Raw genomic sequence first — 17,266 nt, forward strand, 5'->3', positions numbered from 1 at the left:
ATTGATAGAAGAGGAACAGCATGACCCCCTGGCTGACAGTGATAGGCATTGGAGAAGAAGGCTTCAAGGGGCTTGGCAAAAATGCCCGACACGCTCTGCTGAACGCTACGCGGATCATTGGCGGTCAACGGCAACTGGACCTGTTGCCAGCCTGCATCTGCGGTGTACGGCAATTGTGGCCCAGTCCTTTCGCCCTTGAACCGGTTTTGGCGAAACAGGGAGAACCCGTTTGCGTCCTGGCCAGCGGTGATCCAATGTTTTTCGGGGTGGGAGCCAGTCTCTCCCGACATTTATCCAGCGATGAAATGCTTATTCTGCCCGCTCCCTCTTCCTGCTCGCTCGCCGCGGCGCGAATGGGTTGGCCTTTGCAGGAAGTGGTCACGTTGTCAGTGGTTGCCCGCCCCGTCGCCGCACTCAACGCGCAATTGTCCAGTGGCGTGCGCTTGCTGGTGTTGAGTAACGACGGCCGCAGCCCCGCCGCCATCGCCGCACTGCTGCGTGAACGTGGTTTCGGTCCGAGCCGGATAACGGTGCTCGAACATTTGGGCGGTGAAGCCGAGCGACGTGTCGACGGTATCGCCAATGACTGGACCGATCCTGTGATCGCCGACCTGAACCTGATCGCTATCGAGTGCATCGCCGAGCCGGACACGCTACGCCTGTCGCGACTGGCCGGCCTGCCGGACTCCGCCTTCAAGCACGACGGCCAACTGACCAAGCGCGATGTGCGCGCCATCACCCTCGCGCGCCTGGCCCCGACCCCCGGCGAACTGTTGTGGGATGTCGGCGCCGGCAGTGGCTCGATCGGCATCGAATGGATGCGCGCCCACCCCGGTTGCCGCGCACTGGCCATCGAGGCAGATGCGGGCCGACAAGCGTTGATCGAATACAACCGCGATGCCCTAGGCGTTCCCAGCCTGCAACTGGTTCGCGGCAGCGCGCCGCAGGCACTGACCGGGCTGGAGCGGCCAGATGCGATTTTCATCGGCGGCGGTGTCACCCGCGAGGGCGTGCTCGATACCTGCTGGGCCGAACTCAAACCCGGTGGCCGACTGATTGCCAACGCAGTCACACTGCAAAGTGAAATGACCCTGATGGCCTGGCGCGAGCAACACGGCGGGGAGCTGACGCGAATTCATATCGCCCAGGCCCAACCACTGGGCGACTTCGACACCTGGCGCCAGGCCTTGCCGATTACCTTGCTGGACGTGACGAAACCCTTCGATGCGTGACGAAACCGCCGAACACCCCGCCCCTCTGCGCAGCGGCCTGACCACCGGCAGTTGCGCCACGGCCACCAGCCTTGCCGCCGCACGTCTGCTGCTGGCTGGCACATCGGCCGATGCGGTGGAAATCGTGTTGCCCAAGGGCAAACAGGTGCAGATGCGCCTGGAGTTCTGCCGCCTCACCGAGGACGGCGCCGAATCGGGAACCCTCAAGGATGCCGGTGACGATCCGGACGTGACCCACGGTGCCCTGCTCTACTCCCAGGTGCGCCTGAGCAGCGAACCGGGGACGCGCTTCAAGGCCGGTCGCGGTGTCGGCACCGTGACCCGGCCCGGGCTGGTGCTGGGAGTCGGCGAGCCCGCGATTAACCCGGTGCCACGCAAAATGATCAGCGAACACCTGGCCCGACTGGCTGACGAGCTTGGCTACAGCGGTGGTTTCGAGGTCACGGTCAATGTCGAGAACGGCGAGGCACTGGCACTGAAAACCATGAATCCGCGCCTGGGCATCCTTGGTGGTCTGTCGATCCTTGGCACCAGTGGTATCGTCCGACCGTTTTCCTGTGCGGCCTACATCGCCTCGATCCACCAGGGTATCGACGTGGCGAAAACCAACGGTTACCTGCACATCGCCGCCTGCACTGGCAACGCCAGCGAAGACACCATGCGCCGGGTCTACAACCTGCCGGAAATCGCCCTGATCGAAATGGGCGACTTCGTTGGCGCCGTGCTCAAGCACCTGCGCAAAGTACCTGTGGATAAACTCAGCCTGTGCGGTGGTTTCGGCAAGATCAGCAAACTGGCGGCCGGGCACATGGATTTGCACAGTCGCCATTCGAGCATTGACCTGCCGCAACTGGCGTTATGGGCGGCGCAGGTCGGCGCCGATGTGGCGTTGCAGCAGAGCATCCGCGAGGCCAACACCAGCCAGCAGGCACTGGCCATGGCCGCCACAGCCGGGGTCGCCCTGGGCGATGCCGTCTGTCAGCACGCCCTGGATTTTGCCCGCAGCGTGGTGCCGGCGCAGGTTCAGGTGGAAGTCTTCGCCATCGATCGCCAGGGCGGGATCGTTGGCCATGCGGGAGCCTTTCAATGAAGCGCATCCTGTTGCTCGGCGGCGTGACCGAAGCCATGGCCATTGCCCGCACGCTGGGACCGCAGCATATCTACAGCCTGGCCGGTGTCGGTCGGATTCCGACGGATCTGCAATGCCAGGTGCGCGTCGGCGGCTACGGTGGTGCCGAGGGTCTGGCGCAATTTATTCGCGATGAAGGCATCGATCTGCTGCTCGACGCCACTCACCCCTACGCCGCCCGGATCAGCCAGAACGCCGCGACCGCCGCGCGCTTGAGCGGCATTCCCTGCTGGGCGCTACGGCGTCCGGCCTGGCAAGCCCAAGCGGGTGATGACTGGCGGGAAGTCAGCGATTGGGCCGGACTGATCGACGCCCTGAAGCCCTTCCGTCGACCGCTGTTCACCCTCGGTCGCGAGCCCCTGCAACACCTGGACGAAATTCCAGCGGAACAATTCTGGACCCTGCGCGCACTGGATGTGTATCCGGGTAACGAGCGCTGCGAAGTGATTGGCGCACGTGGGCCCTTCCTGATCGACGATGAACGTGAGTTGTTCGAACGGCGAAACATCGACGTGCTGATCAGCAAGAACAGCGGCAGCACGGCGACCGAACCGAAACTGGAAGTCGCACGTGAACGTGGGGTGCCGGTGATTGTCTTGAAGCGGCCGGTGTTGCCCGACGTGGATCGTGAATTCCTCTCGGTGGCGGATATGCTGGATGTCCTATCGATGTAGGACTGTTCCTGAGAGTTGCTAAATCCAGTGATTGCGCTGGCAATAAACTCAGACGCAGCTGGCTATCTACTCTACGACCGCAGTCCTATAGTTCGCCTCCTCCTGAACCGATCAAGCGCACCCGACATCCACGGGGATGAATGGCCTCGCCCAAAAGAAAGTGCCGCTTGCCACTCTGTATCCCAAGGAATACGATTCAACATGATCGATTTTGAGCGATCCCAAGTATTTGCTGACTGGCTCAACTCGCTGAGGGACACCATCGGCAAAGCTCGAATAATCGCCAGACTCCGGGCAGCCGAGTATGGAAATTTTGGTGATTGCGAATCTGTAGGTGCTGCGGTTTACGAGATGCGCGTTCACTACGGCCCAGGCTACAGGTTGTACTTCACTCGCAGAGATGAGGTGATTTACTTGCTGTTGATCGGGGGTGACAAGTCGACTCAAAAACGAGATATCAAACGTGCTATTCAAATGGCACACAATATCGGTAATGAGGAGTAAATCATGGCCGAACAATTTACCCGTTTTGATGCCGCCGAGTTTCTCAAGACACCGGAAGAAATGGCGGCTTATCTGGATGCCTGCTTTGAAGAGGATGCCGGAGACGGCGTGCTGATACGTGCAGCGCTCAACGATATCGCCCGGGCAAAGGGCATGACACAAATAGCCCGTGATGCCGGCTTGGGGCGCGAGAGTCTGTACAAGGCGCTGAGCAGTAGTGGCAATCCGGAATTCGCGACTATCATGAAGGTTATGAAAGCCTTGGGTCTGCGTTTGCACGCCATCGCTGTCTGATGCTGCGACACCACACCGCACGCCGCCTTTTTACTTATCGGCCCTGATCAGGCTAAATAGCCCGCGCCTGATCGCCCACCCAAACGGATTTTGTCCCATGTCCCGACACCGGCTCGCAATTGCCTGGATAGCCTGCTTCGCAGTGCTGTTCAACATGCTCGCCATGCCGATGTCCGGAGCGATGGCGCAAACGGCGAAGTCATCCGCCGAACAGTTGTTGTGGGGTAGCTTCTGCAGCTCCAGTGGCACCAGGATGGTGGCGATTTCCATCGGGGACCTTGAACACAAAGCCCCGCAAAGCGACGATCATTCCAACATGCAGCATTGCTGGTGCTGCTCGGGTTCCGCGCCATTGGTGGCGTTGCCGGGGCATACGCCACAACTGTATTTCGCGCACTTCGAGTCCAACCGAAGCCTGCCTGCCGCCTCTCTGGAAAGCCCGTCACCGCGCCAGCAATGGCCGAGTCTCAACCCCCGCGCGTCCCCTCTGGTGTGATTTTTTCTCGCAATTGACTGCGTTTTAAATCGTTCCGGAGAATTGCCATGTTGAACAAACTCATCGTTCTGGCTGCGTTGCTGCTGCCTGCCTGCTTTGCCAATGCCCACGAATACAAGGTCGGCACACTGGAAATCGCTCATCCGTGGTCCCAGGAGTTGCCGCCCAATGCGCCCACCGTTGCGGCGTATTTCGTGATCAACAATCAAGGCAAGACCGCCGACCGCCTGCTCAGCGTCGACACCCCCATTGCGGGCGAAGCGCAATTGCATGAGCACGTGATGCAAGGCGACATGATGAAAATGCAGCACGTACCGAGCGTGGAAGTGCCCGCCGGTGGCGAGGTCACTTTCGCACCCATGGCCTATCACGTGATGTTGCTGGGCCTCAAGGACCGCAGCCTGCTCACTGACGGCAAGCGCTTCCCCATGACGCTGCACTTCGAGAAGTCCGGTGACGTGACGGTCGAAGTCGCGGTGCAGAAGCAGGCGCCGGACGCCATGCAAGAACACAAGCACGCGCAATAACCACCCGCGCTGAATACGCCCATGCGCCCGCTTAGCGCCAGGTCATTCAGGTCACGCAATCAGGCATTGAGCCTGACACGTGGCAGCTGGATCAGCCTGTTCGCCATGCTGATGATCTTTATCGGTCCGCTGATTTCTCAGTCGATGCCGATGGATTCGCGCGCCATGTCGATGAGCATGCCTACGGGTATGAGCATGGACATGTCGGCGATGGAGCATGCCGACCATGCCACGCAAGCCACGCAAGCCACCACCGAGCATTGCCCGCCAGCCCCCGGGCACCATGTGCTGTGGGAAAAGTGTGGCTATTGCAGCCTGCTGTTCAATTGCCCGGCGCTGACCGGTGGCGTGTCTTTCGCCAACTTCGTCATCCCGCCCATCAATACCTTCACCACACCCTCTGCGCGCCAGGGCCATGCCCGGCCAACCTTCTTCCCCGGCGCCCGCACCCGCGCCCCGCCCGTCGTCGCGTAAACACTCACTTCTGATTTCACACGGTCCGCAAGACAGCCAAAGCAACCTGTGGGAGCGAGCTTGCTCGCGAAGAGGAAGTGTCAGTCAACGTTGATGTCGTCTGGCACACCGCTTTCGCGAGCAAGCCCGCTCCCACAGGGACAGCTTCAGGCTGCCGGCCGTGTCGTTTACGACTGTTCGATGGAAATTGTCATGTCCAGGTTTTCCGCTGTCCCGTGCTTGAGCCCTGCCCAAGCCTCTTATGCCCTGAACGAATCCGGTGTTCGTTTCAGACACGCCACCGCCATCCTGTGCGGTGCATTGCTGGCGCCTTCTGCGCTGGCCGATGATCATGCCGGTCACACCGAAGAACTGAGCCCGACGGTGATTACCGCCGTTGCGCCCAGCTCGCCCCTGACCATCGTCACCAACCCCAAGGACCCGCGACAACCGGTGCCCGCCAGCGATGGCGCCGATTACCTGAAGACCATCCCCGGCTTTGCCATGGTGCGCAATGGCGGCACCAATGGTGACCCGGTGCTGCGCGGCATGTTCGGCTCGCGGCTGAACATCCTCACCAACGGCAGCATGATGCTCGGTGCCTGCCCGGGCCGGATGGACGCCCCGACCTCCTACATCTCGCCGGAAACCTACGACAAGCTCACCGTGATCAAAGGCCCGCAAACCGTGCTGTGGGGACCGGGTTCCTCGGCTGGCACTATCCTGTTCGACCGCGAGCCGGAGCACTTCGGCGCACTCGGCACCCGGGTCAACGCCAGCGTGCTGGCCGGCTCCAACGGCCGCTTCGACAAACTGGTGGACGCTGCCGTCGGTGGACAATCGGGTTATGTGCGGGTCATCGGCAACACCGCGCACTCCGACGACTACCAGGACGGCAACAACGACACCGTGGCGTCGCGCTATGACAAATGGAACGGCGACGTGGCCGTCGGCTGGACGCCGAATACCGACACCTTGCTGGAACTGACCGCCGGCCATGGCGATGGTGAAGCCCGCTACGCCGGGCGCGGCATGGACGGTTCGCAGTTCCTGCGCGAAAGCCTTGGCCTGCGCTTCGAGCAATCCAACATCGGCGAGGTACTGGATAAGGTCGAGGCGCAGGTCTACTACAACTACGCCGATCACGTGATGGACAACTACACCCTGCGCACGCCCTCCGGCACCGGGATGATGGCCGGCCCCATGGCCTCCAACGTCGACCGCCGCACCCTCGGCGCCCGGGTCAAGGCCACCTGGCGCTGGACTGATGTGCAACTGATCAGCGGCATCGACGCGCAGACCAACGAACATCGCCAGCGCGGCGCCATGGGCGTCGACACCTACAAGGACCTGCCGTACACCAAGGATGCCGACTTCCATAACTACGGAGTCTTCGGCGAATTGACCTGGTACGCCGCCGACCGTGACCGCCTGATCAGCGGCGCGCGCCTGGACCGCGCCTCGGCCAAGGATTATCGGCAGACCACCGGCTCGGGCATGATGACCCGCCCCAATCCGACCGCCGACGACACCCGCGCCGACACCCTGCCGAGTGGTTTCATCCGCTATGAGCATGACCTGGCCGACAGCCCGACCACCCTGTATGCCGGCCTCGGTCACTCCCAGCGATTCCCGGATTACTGGGAGCTTTTCTCTCCCAAGTCCGGCCCCGCCGGCTCGGTGAATGCCTTCGACTCGATCAAACCGGAAAAAACCACCCAGCTCGATTTCGGCCTGCAATACAAGACCGAAGACCTCGAAGCCTGGGCCTCGGCTTACGTCGGACAGGTGCGCGATTACATCCTGTTCAACTACACCCCGACAATGATGGGTACGACCTCGCAAGCCGAAAACATCGACGCGCGAATCATGGGCGGCGAACTGGGCGCCGCTTACAACTTCACCGACAACTGGAAAGCCGACGCGATCCTGGCCTACGCCTGGGGCAAGAACAGCAGCGATGGCAGTGCATTGCCGCAGATGCCGCCGCTGGATGCCCGTTTCGGCCTGACCTACAGCGAAAACAACTGGAGCGCCGGCGCACTGTGGAGAGTGGTCGCCGCACAAAACCGCATCGACCAGAACAAGGGCAACGTGGTCGGCAAGGACTTCGACAAGACGCCGGGCTTCGGCGTGTTCTCCCTCAACGGAGCCTATCGGATCAACAGCAACTGGAAGGTCAGCAGCGGCGTCGACAACCTGTTCGGCAAGGCTTACGCCGAACACTTGAACCTGGCCGGCAACGCCGGTTTCGGCTACCCGGCCAATGACCCGCAAGCCATCAAGGAACCGGGGCGAACGCTCTGGACCAAGGTGGACATGAGTTTCTAAAAGCTTCGCGAGCAGGCTCGCTCCTACAGGGGAGCGAGCCTGCTCGCGATCGGTTGCGCAGCAACCGCAAAAACAAACAACTAAAAGATCCAGCCAAGCGGAGCACACGTGATGAAACAGCCCAAAGTGAATTTCTACAACCTGGCCTGGCGCTGGCATTTCTATGCCGGATTGTTCGTTGCGCCATTCATGGTGATGCTGGCGTTGACCGGCACCGTCTACCTGTTCAAACCGCAGCTCGACTCGCTGATGTACAGCAGCCTGCTCAACGTCCCGGCCGGTCATCACACCGTCCCGGCCGACGACCTGCTGACACGGGTGAAAACGGCTTACCCACAAGGTCAGGTCACCCAGTACCTGCCGCCGGTCACTGCCGAGCGCAGCGCGCAGTTTGTCGTGCTCAACGATGAAAAGGAGCTGAACGTTTTCGTTGATCCGTACCACGGTGACATCCTCGGTGAACAAGACGCCAAGAAGAACCTGCAAGCCATCGCCCGGTCGATTCACGGCGAGCTGATGATCGGCACCGTTGGCGATCGGCTGATCGAACTGGCCGCCGGGTGGGGCGTGGTGCTGGTGGTGTCCGGCATTTTCCTGTGGTGGCCGCGCGGTCAGGCGGCAGGCATTTTGTGGCCACGCCTGAACAGTCGAGGTCGCGTATTGTGGCGCGACCTGCACGCGGTCACCGGGTTCTGGGGCGCGTCCCTGCTGCTGGTGATGCTGCTCAGCGGCATGACCTGGACCGGTTTCTGGGGCAAGCAATACGCCGAAGTGTGGAACGTATTCCCGGCGGCCATGTGGGATGACGTGCCGAAGTCCGACGTCGAGGCACGCAGCCTCAACACCGCCACCCGCCAGACCGTGCCGTGGGCCATGGAAAACACCCCGATGCCGATGTCTGGCGACCATGCCGAGCACATGGCCCACGACGGCGCAGCGGCCGGTCCGGCATCGCCGACCATCCGCCTGCAGGACGTACAAAACATCGCCAGAGAGCGCAAGGTCGAACCGGGCTACAGCATCACCCTGCCGACCACCGCGACCGGCGTGTTCACCATCGCCGTATTCGCCGACGACCCGCGCAATGACGCCACGCTGCACATCGATCAGTACACCGGCAAAGTCCTGGCCGATGTACGCTTCGAGCAGTACGGCACCGTCGCCCGCGCCACGGAAATCGGCGTGATGCTGCACGAGGGCAAGATGTTCGGCGTGTTCAACCAGATCGTCGTATTGCTGATCTGCCTGATGATTTTGCTCAGCGCGGTCAGCGGCGTGGTGATCTGGTGGAAGCGCCGTCCGCAAGGAAAACTCGGCGTGCCGCCGCTGCGCCATGACCTGCCAAAATGGAAAACCGCGATGGTGATCATGTTCGCCCTGGCAGTGGCCTTCCCGTTGGTGGGTGCTTCTCTGGTGGCGGTGTGGGTGCTCGATCGCGTGCTGCTGTCGCGCTTTACCCGGCAAACTGAGTCGGCTTCATCTTCATCTTGAAACAGGCGAGATGCGCCGGGAGAAAGGCACTGTAAACTCCCCGCGCATCACCTCAGCCCCATCGCGAGCAAGCTCGCTCCCACAGGGATTGCGTAAGACCTGTGGGAGCGAGCTTGCCCGCGAAGGGGCCATCAGCATCACCTCAAGAGTCACTGCATGACCTCGCTGAATCTGACAAACCTTACCTGGTCCCCACTGGGTCACGGCCATTGCCACCACCAATTCCAGCTGCGTGACGCCTCGCTACACGTGGCCGCCGGTGAGTTCGTCGGGCTGATCGGCCCCAACGGCAGTGGCAAGACCAGCCTGTTGCGGTGTGCCTGGCGCTTCAATCAACCGGAAAGCGGCGAGGTCAGACTCGATCACCAGAACGTCTGGAAGCACTCCTCGCGCTGGTGCGCGCAACGCATCGCCGTGGTGTTGCAGGAGTTCCCTGATGCCTTCGGCCTGACCGTCGAGGAGGTGGTCGCCATGGGCCGCACGCCGCACAAAGGCTTGTTCGATGGCGACACCCTTGAAGACCGCGACCTGGTCAATCAGGCCCTGGAATCCGTCGGCCTCAAGGGCTTCGAAGACCACGGGTTCGCCACTCTCTCCGGTGGTGAAAAACAGCGGGTCATCCTCGCCCGCGCTCTGGCCCAGCAACCACAACTGCTGATCCTTGACGAGCCGACCAACCACCTCGACCCGCGTTATCAGCTTGAGCTTTTGAAGTTGGTCAAGTGCTTGAATATCGGCACCCTGGCGAGCATCCACGACCTCAATCTGGCGGCGGCTTTTTGTGATCGACTGTACGTGATCAACCATGGTCGTATCGTCGCCAGCGGCACGCCGAAAGAAGTCCTGACCGCTGCGCTGCTGCGCAATGTGTTCGGCGTCCAAGCACTGATCGATGAACATCCACTGCACGGCTACCCACGAATCACCTGGATAACCCAACCATGACTTTGCGTTCCCTGCTGCGCTCCTGCCTCTCTCTCGTGATGCTGCTGGGCAGCGTCCAGGCATTGGCCGAAGCCACCCGTTACCCGCTGACAATCAAAAGCTGCAACCGCGAAGTGACCTTCAAGCAGGCACCAAAACACGCGCTCAGCCACGACATCAACATGACCCAGATGATGCTCGCCCTCGGCCTCAAACCACGGATGGCCGGTTACAGCGGCATCAGTGGCTGGAAGGCCGTGACGCCTGAGATGCAGGGCATTCTCGAAGGCCTGCCGGAACTGGCGGCCAAGTACCCGTCGGTGGAAACCCTGCTCAATGCCAACGTCGATTTCTTCTTCGCCGGCTGGGACTACGGCATGCGTATCGGCGGCGATCTCACGCCGCAAACCCTGCAACCGCTGGGCATCAATGTGTATGAGCTGAGCGAGTCCTGCGCCTTCGTGATGAAGCGCCCGCCGGCCAGCCTCGAAGACACCTACAACGACCTGCGCAACCTCGGCAGAATCTTTGACGTGCAGGACCGCGCCAATGCCCTGATCACCCACATGCAGGCGCAAGTGGCAAACATTGGCAAAGACCTGCCCGCGGAAAAACCGCGGGTCTTCCTGTACGACAGCGGCGAAGATCGCGCCATGACCTCAGGAAGCCTGGGTATGCCGCAAGCGCTGATCGACGCCGCTGGCGGGCGCAATGTTCTGGAGGATGTCGACGCAAGCTGGACCCGGGTCAATTGGGAAACCGTGGTCGAGCGCAACCCGCAGGTGATCGTGATCGTCGACTACAGCGAAGTCACTGCCGATCAGAAGATTCAATTCCTGCTGAACAACAAGGCCCTGCAATCGGTGGACGCGATCAGGCACCAGCGCTTCATCGTCATCCCTTACGTGCAGGCCACGCCGGGGATCGATAACGTGCTGGCGGTCGCAACCCTGGCCAAGGGTTTCCACGGCGAATGACCAACCGTCGCTACGCCCTGATGCTGATCGCACTCGGTGCCCTGTTGCTGGTGTCGTGCGTGGTGTCCCTGGGTTTCGGCCCGGCGCGGGTGCCGCTGGATGTGGTGTGGCGCATCCTGTTGCATAAACTGTTCGGTTTCGGTGTGGTGGACTGGAACCCCGGACAGGAACATATCGTCTGGCTGATCCGCGTGCCGCGCATGCTGCTCGGCGCGCTGGTGGGCGCGGGCCTGGCGTTGATCGGCGCGGTGCTGCAAGCAGTCACGCGCAACCCGTTGGCTGACCCGCACCTGCTCGGCGTGACTTCCGGTGCCACACTTGGCGCGGTGATCGTGGTGCTGCATGTCGGTGAAATCATTGGCCTGCTGACCTTGCCGATCGCGGCATTCATCGGGGCATTGCTGAGCATGCTGGTGGTGCTGATGATTGCCAGTCGTCATGGACGCCTGGACAGTGACCGCTTGCTGCTGTGCGGCGTGGCGGTGTCATTCGTGATGATGGCGATTGCCAATTTACTGCTGTTCATGGGCGACCATCGAGCCAGTTCGGCGGTGATGTTCTGGATGCTCGGCGGGCTCGGGTTGGCACGCTGGGAATTGCTGGCGGTACCGACAGCCAGTGTGTTGTTCGGGCTGATATTGCTGCTGGGTATGGCGCGACCGCTGAATGCACTGATGGCCGGTGAGCAGACAGCGGTGACCCTGGGCCTGAATGCACGCACCGTGCGCCTGCGGGTGTTTTTGATTGCCTCGTTGATGACCGGAGTGCTGGTGTCGATCAGCGGCTCGATTGGTTTTGTCGGGTTGATGGTGCCGCATATTGCGCGGCGCCTGGTCGGGGCTGAACACCGACGGTTGCTGCCGGTGTGCGTGTTGCTTGGCAGCGTGTTTCTGGTTTGGGTCGACGTCGCCGCCCGGACCATGATTGCTCCTGAAGATCTTCCCATTGGCGTCGCTACCGCCGCGATTGGCGGACTGTTCTTCATCGGCCTGATGCGCCGTCGCTGATCCCTGTGGGAGCGAGCTTGCTCGCGATGGCGGCGGCACATCCAACATGACGGTGTCTGACCCACCGCTATCGCGAGCAAGCTCGCTCCCACAGTTGATTGGGGTTGCCCACAAGATCTGCGCTCCAATCTGGCGCACCTCTTCGCACCAACACGCCTGTCGCGATCCTTCATGGTGCGCCATCAAACCGCACGACCGCTCTAAACCGACATTTCCCTGCCTTTGCCGACCGGGCACAGCCCTTGCAAAACACACCTTCAGTAGTCCGCATCTGCCAACCAAGAAAACTCATAAGTTCATGGAGATCGCACAATGAAGCGTCGCAGTTTGATCAAGGCTTTCACACTCTCGGCATCCATTGCCGCGATGGGCATGACCTGGACTGTCCAGGCCGCCGAGACCATCAAGGTCGGTATTCTGCATTCGTTGTCCGGAACCATGGCGATCTCCGAAACGTCGTTGAAAGACATGGCGCTGATGACCATCGACGAGATCAACGCCAAGGGCGGCGTGAACGGCAAGATGCTCGAGCCGGTGGTGGTCGACCCTGCCTCGAACTGGCCGCTGTTCGCCGAGAAGGGTCGTCAATTGCTGACCCAGGACAAGGTCGCCGTGGTGTTTGGTTGCTGGACTTCCGTATCGCGTAAATCGGTACTGCCGGTGTTCGAAGAACTCAACGGCTTGCTGTTCTACCCGGTGCAATACGAAGGCGAAGAGATGTCGCCGAACGTCTTCTACACCGGCGCTGCGCCGAACCAGCAGGCGATCCCTGCCGTTGAATACCTGATGAGCGAAGAAGGCGGCAGCGCCAAGCGCTACTTCCTGCTCGGCACCGACTACGTCTACCCGCGAACCACCAACAAGATCCTGCGTTCGTTCCTGCACTCCAAAGGCGTGGCCGACAAGGACATCGAAGAGGTCTATACCCCGTTCGGTCACAGCGACTACCAGACCATCGTCGCCAACATCAAGAAGTTCTCGGCAGGCGGCAAGACGGCGGTCATCTCCACTGTCAACGGCGACTCCAACGTACCGTTCTATAAAGAACTGGCCAACCAGGGTCTGAAAGCTACCGACGTGCCGGTCGTGGCGTTCTCGGTGGGCGAAGAAGAACTACGTGGCATCGACACCAAGCCATTGGTGGGCAACCTCGCGGCGTGGAACTACTTCGAGTCGGTTGAGAACCCGGCGAACAAGAAATTCGTCGCCGACTGGAAAGCCTACGCGAAGAAACACAACCTGCCGGGCGCCGACAAAGCGGTGACCAACGATCCGATGGAAGCCACCTACGTCGGCATCCACATGTGGGCGCAAGCGGCTGAAAAAGCCAAGTCCACCGACGTCGACAAAGTTCGCGAAGCCCTGGGCGGCCAGACCTTTGCCGCGCCGTCCGGATACACCCTGACCATGGACAAGACCAACCACCACCTGCACAAGCCGGTGATGATCGGCGAGATCCAGGCCGACGGTCAGTTCAATGTGGTGTGGCAGACCGAAGGCCCGATCCGCGCCCAGCCGTGGAGCCCGTTCATTCCGGGTAACGACAAGAAACCGGACTACGCGATGAAGAGCAACTAAGCCACTGGATGTCGGCGCCAGGCTCAGTGCCTGAGGCCGACACAACTCCCTGTGGGAGCGAGCTTGCTCGCGATGAGGTCGGCACATTCGACATCTCTTTGACTGGGCCACCGCTATCGCGAGCAAGCTCGCTCCCACAATGTTCCGCGTCAAGGCGACTCTCTATGCCCACCGCCCTTTACCGCATCATTTTCGCCATTGCACTCTTGCTGCCGATGGCCACTCACGCTGGCGACGCCGAAGACTTCGTCGCCGCCAATCCCGTGCAGCAAGCCAGGCTGCTGGAAGCCTGGGCCGCGCAGCCCGATCCGGCCCGCATCGAATTGATCAACGCCCTGCAACAAGGCGAACTGACCGTCGACGGCCAGCCGAAAACCTTGCGCCTGAACAATCGCTTGCGGGGCTTGATCGACACCGCCCTGGCCAGCCACCAACTGCTCGCCGTCGACGCCAAACTGCGTCTGGCCGCTGCGCAGCAACTACAGAAAAGTGCCAAACCGGCGCAGTTGAAATTCCTCGACCAGCAGCTGGCGGGCGAAAAGGACGAAGGCGTCCACAGTGCCCTGAGTCTCGCCCTGGCCAACCTGCAATTGGTCGACAGCGACCCGGCCGTGCGCCTCGCAGCCGTCCGCCTGCTCGGTGAAACCGGTGACCCGCTGGCCCGCACCCGTCTCGAAGGCTTGCTCGAGCCTGGCGTTGAAGCCGATGCCACCGTACGCACTGCGGCCGAAACCAGCCTCGCTCAAGTCAAACGCAAACTGCTGGTCGGCGAGATGCTCGGCCAGGCATTCAGCGGCATGTCCCTGGGCTCGATTCTGCTGCTCGCGGCCCAGGGACTTGCGATCACCTTCGGCCTGCTCGGCGTGATCAACATGGCCCACGGCGAGATGCTGATGCTCGGCGCCTACTCGACCTACGTCGTGCAACTGATGTTCCAGCGCTTCGCCCCGCAGGCCATCGAGTTCTATCCGCTGATCGCGCTACCGGTGGCGTTTTTCGTCACCGCGGCCATCGGCATGGCGCTGGAGCGCACGGTGATTCGCCACCTCTATGGCCGCCCACTGGAAACCCTGCTCGCCACCTGGGGCATCAGCCTCATGCTGATTCAACTGGTTCGTCTGGTGTTCGGCGCGCAGAACGTCGAAGTGGCCAACCCCGCGTGGCTGTCGGGCGGCATTCAAGTGCTGCCGAACCTGGTGCTGCCGTACAACCGCATCGTCATCATTGCCTTTGCGCTGTTTGTGGTGGTGCTGACCTGGCTGCTGCTGAACAAGACTCGCCTGGGCCTGAATGTTCGCGCCGTCACCCAGAACCGCAACATGGCCGCCTGCTGCGGCGTGCCCACCGGACGCGTGGACATGCTCGCCTTCGGTCTCGGTTCGGGCATCGCCGGCCTTGGCGGCGTGGCCCTGAGCCAGATCGGCAACGTCGGCCCGGACCTCGGCCAGAGCTACATCATCGACTCGTTCCTGGTGGTGGTGCTCGGCGGTGTCGGTCAGTTGGCCGGTAGCGTGCTGGCGGCGTTTGGCCTGGGAATCGCCAACAAGATTCTCGAACCGCAGATCGGTGCCGTACTCGGCAAGATCCTCATCCTCGCGCTGATCATTCTGTTCATCCAGAAACGTCCGCAAGGCCTCTTCGCACTCAAAGGACGGGTGATCGACTGATGAACCAGCCCCTGCTCGTTACCGCGACCCAAAAAGCCGGCCCTAAAGCCTCGATTGCCGTCGGTGCAGTGATCCTCGCTCTACTGTTGGCGCTGCCGCTCCTGTCGTTGTTACCGGTGGACAGCACACTGCATGTTTCAGCCTATACGCTGACCCTGGTGGGCAAGATTCTTTGCTACGCCATCGTCGCACTGGCGCTGGACCTGGTGTGGGGTTACGCCGGCCTGCTGTCCTTGGGGCACGGCCTGTTCTTCGCCCTCGGCGGCTATGCCATGGGCATGTACCTGATGCGCCAGGCCGCGGGTGATGGCTTGCCGGCCTTCATGACGTTCCTGTCGTGGACCGAAATGCCGTGGTTCTGGACCGGTACCAGCAGCTTCCTCTGGACCCTGTGCCTGGTGGTTTTGGCGCCGGGGTTGCTGGCCTTGGTGTTCGGCTTCTTTGCCTTCCGCTCGCGGATCAAGGGTGTGTATTTCTCGATCATGACCCAGGCCCTGACCTTCGCCGGGATGCTGCTGTTTTTCCGCAACGAAACCGGCTTCGGCGGCAACAACGGCTTCACCAACTTCCGCACGATTCTCGGCTTCGGCATCACCGAGCCGGGCACCCGCGCGGTGCTGTTTTTCGCCACGGTGCTGTTGCTGGTGGCGAGCCTGTTTATCGGCTGGCGCCTGGCGCAAAGCAAATTCGGACGGGTACTGACTGCGCTGCGCGATGCAGAAAACCGCCTGATGTTCTGCGGCTACGACCCGCGCGGGTTCAAGTTGTTTGTCTGGGTATTGAGCGCGGTGTTGTGTGGCCTGGCCGGTGCGCTGTACGTGCCGCAAGTGGGGATCATCAACCCGAGTGAGATGTCGCCGACCAACTCTATCGAAGCCGCGGTATGGGTGGCCCTTGGCGGTCGCGGCACCTTGATCGGTCCGTTGCTCGGTGCCGGTGTGGTCAACGGCATGAAGAGCTGGTTCACCGTGGCATTCCCCGAATACTGGCTGTTCTTCCTTGGTGCGCTGTTCATCGTCGTGACCCTGTACCTGCCCAAGGGCGTGATCGGTCTGTTGAAGAAAAGAGGTGAGCAATGAGAGTCACTGCAACCGCTGAATTCATGCTCGAACCGGCGTTCTTTCCGCCACTGGAACCCAACCGCGACGCCGGCAGCAGCCGCGATGCCATCGGCCTCGGCCAACGTGCCGGCAAAGGCCTGAACACGCGCCACGGCACCATCCTGACCCTGGAAGACATCAGCGTCAGCTTCGATGGCTTCCGCGCGTTGAACAATCTGAACCTGTACATCGGTGTCGGCGAACTGCGCTGCATCATCGGCCCCAACGGCGCGGGCAAGACCACGCTGATGGACGTGATCACTGGCAAGACCCGCCCCAGTCACGGCAAGGCCTGGTTCGGCGAAACCCTGGACCTGACGCAAATGAGCGAAGTGCAGATCGCCCAGGCCGGTATCGGCCGCAAGTTCCAGAAGCCCACGGTGTTCGAAGCCTTGAGCGTGTTTGAAAACCTTGAGCTGGCGCAGAAAACCGACAAATCCGTTTGGGCCAGCCTGCGGGCGCGCTTGAGCGGCGAGCAGAAAGACCGCATCGCCCAAGTACTGGATACCATTCGCCTGACCTCGTCGGTCAATCGCCCGGCCGGCCTGTTGTCCCACGGCCAGAAACAATTCCTGGAGATCGGCATGCTGCTGATGCAGGACCCGCAATTGCTGCTGCTCGACGAACCGGTCGCGGGCATGACCGACGCCGAAACCGAATTCACCGCCGAGCTGTTCAAGAGCCTGGCCGGCAAGCACTCGCTGATGGTGGTGGAACACGACATGGGCTTCGTCGGCTCGATTGCCGACCACGTCACGGTGTTGCATCAGGGCAGCGTGCTGGCCGAAGGGTCGCTGGAGCAGGTGCAGGACAACGAGCGGGTGATCGAGGTGTATCTCGGTCGCTAAACCTGCAAACACCTATCCAACTGTGGGATCTGAG

17 protein-coding genes are annotated in these 17,266 nt (G+C 61.5%); all 17 read left to right on the forward strand.

Going from position 1 to position 17,266, the window contains the following annotated elements; all coding sequences use genetic code 11:
- The first annotated feature begins 20 nt into the window (after window positions 1–20).
- The 17 genes from cbiE (at window position 21) to urtD (ending at window position 17,232) form a co-directional block, all read left to right on the forward strand.
- Window positions 21–1,232, forward strand: a complete 1,212-nt coding sequence (cbiE, locus tag KW840_RS10975; RefSeq protein WP_218495153.1) for a precorrin-6y C5,15-methyltransferase (decarboxylating) subunit CbiE — start codon at window positions 21–23, stop codon at window positions 1,230–1,232.
- Window positions 1,225–2,322 (forward strand): cobalt-precorrin-5B (C(1))-methyltransferase, encoded by a 1,098-nt coding sequence (locus KW840_RS10980; protein ID WP_218495154.1) that lies wholly within the window; start codon window positions 1,225–1,227, stop codon window positions 2,320–2,322. The genes cbiE and KW840_RS10980 overlap by 8 nt, the downstream gene beginning before the upstream one ends.
- Window positions 2,319–3,035 carry a cobalt-precorrin-6A reductase gene (locus KW840_RS10985; protein ID WP_218495155.1) on the forward strand — a complete coding sequence of 239 codons (717 nt, stop codon included), beginning with the start codon at window positions 2,319–2,321 and terminating at the stop codon, window positions 3,033–3,035. The genes KW840_RS10980 and KW840_RS10985 overlap by 4 nt, the downstream gene beginning before the upstream one ends.
- 201 nt (window positions 3,036–3,236) lie before the next feature.
- Window positions 3,237–3,539: a type II toxin-antitoxin system RelE/ParE family toxin gene (locus KW840_RS10990; protein WP_218495156.1), complete on the forward strand. Its 303-nt coding sequence runs from the start codon at window positions 3,237–3,239 to the stop codon at window positions 3,537–3,539.
- 3 nt (window positions 3,540–3,542) lie between these two features.
- Complete coding sequence (locus KW840_RS10995) at window positions 3,543–3,833, forward strand: addiction module antidote protein (RefSeq protein ID WP_057397803.1); 291 nt, start codon at window positions 3,543–3,545, stop codon at window positions 3,831–3,833.
- A gap of 97 nt (window positions 3,834–3,930) precedes the next feature.
- The gene (locus KW840_RS11000) at window positions 3,931–4,329 is read left to right on the forward strand and encodes a DUF2946 domain-containing protein (RefSeq protein ID WP_090452899.1); all 399 of its coding nucleotides are present in this window, start codon (window positions 3,931–3,933) and stop codon (window positions 4,327–4,329) included.
- Window positions 4,330–4,376: 47 nt separating this feature from the next.
- Entirely contained in the window at window positions 4,377–4,856 is a 480-nt protein-coding gene (locus KW840_RS11005) for a copper chaperone PCu(A)C (RefSeq protein ID WP_057712179.1), read from the forward strand.
- Between the two features lie 21 nt (window positions 4,857–4,877).
- Window positions 4,878–5,330, forward strand: coding sequence for a DUF2946 domain-containing protein (locus KW840_RS11010; protein ID WP_154863453.1), 453 nt, complete (start codon window positions 4,878–4,880; stop codon window positions 5,328–5,330).
- A gap of 192 nt (window positions 5,331–5,522) precedes the next feature.
- The gene (locus KW840_RS11015) at window positions 5,523–7,640 is read left to right on the forward strand and encodes a TonB-dependent copper receptor (protein WP_218495157.1); all 2,118 of its coding nucleotides are present in this window, start codon (window positions 5,523–5,525) and stop codon (window positions 7,638–7,640) included.
- Window positions 7,641–7,751: 111 nt separating this feature from the next.
- Complete coding sequence (locus KW840_RS11020; protein ID WP_218495158.1) at window positions 7,752–9,131, forward strand: PepSY domain-containing protein; 1,380 nt, start codon at window positions 7,752–7,754, stop codon at window positions 9,129–9,131.
- Window positions 9,132–9,287: 156 nt separating this feature from the next.
- Window positions 9,288–10,076, forward strand: a complete 789-nt coding sequence (locus KW840_RS11025; protein ID WP_218495159.1) for an ABC transporter ATP-binding protein — start codon at window positions 9,288–9,290, stop codon at window positions 10,074–10,076.
- The gene (locus KW840_RS11030; protein WP_218495160.1) at window positions 10,073–11,032 is read left to right on the forward strand and encodes an ABC transporter substrate-binding protein; all 960 of its coding nucleotides are present in this window, start codon (window positions 10,073–10,075) and stop codon (window positions 11,030–11,032) included. The genes KW840_RS11025 and KW840_RS11030 overlap by 4 nt, the downstream gene beginning before the upstream one ends.
- Window positions 11,029–12,039, forward strand: coding sequence for an iron ABC transporter permease (locus tag KW840_RS11035; protein WP_218495161.1), 1,011 nt, complete (start codon window positions 11,029–11,031; stop codon window positions 12,037–12,039). Before KW840_RS11030 ends, KW840_RS11035 begins: the two co-directional genes overlap by 4 nt.
- Window positions 12,040–12,351: 312 nt before the next feature.
- A complete protein-coding gene (urtA, locus tag KW840_RS11040; RefSeq protein ID WP_057712186.1) occupies window positions 12,352–13,617 on the forward strand; it encodes an urea ABC transporter substrate-binding protein in 1,266 nt (421 codons plus the stop codon).
- 164 nt (window positions 13,618–13,781) lie between these two features.
- Entirely contained in the window at window positions 13,782–15,284 is a 1,503-nt protein-coding gene (gene urtB, locus KW840_RS11045) for an urea ABC transporter permease subunit UrtB (RefSeq protein WP_218495162.1), read from the forward strand.
- A complete protein-coding gene (gene urtC, locus KW840_RS11050; protein WP_218495163.1) occupies window positions 15,284–16,363 on the forward strand; it encodes an urea ABC transporter permease subunit UrtC in 1,080 nt (359 codons plus the stop codon). Before urtB ends, urtC begins: the two co-directional genes overlap by 1 nt.
- Window positions 16,360–17,232, forward strand: a complete 873-nt coding sequence (gene urtD, locus KW840_RS11055; RefSeq protein WP_057712189.1) for an urea ABC transporter ATP-binding protein UrtD — start codon at window positions 16,360–16,362, stop codon at window positions 17,230–17,232. Before urtC ends, urtD begins: the two co-directional genes overlap by 4 nt.
- Window positions 17,233–17,266: the final 34 nt, after the last annotated feature.

This window comes from Pseudomonas sp. PDM30 (genome assembly GCF_019218985.1).
Classification (GTDB): Bacteria; Pseudomonadota; Gammaproteobacteria; order Pseudomonadales; family Pseudomonadaceae; genus Aquipseudomonas; species Aquipseudomonas jessenii.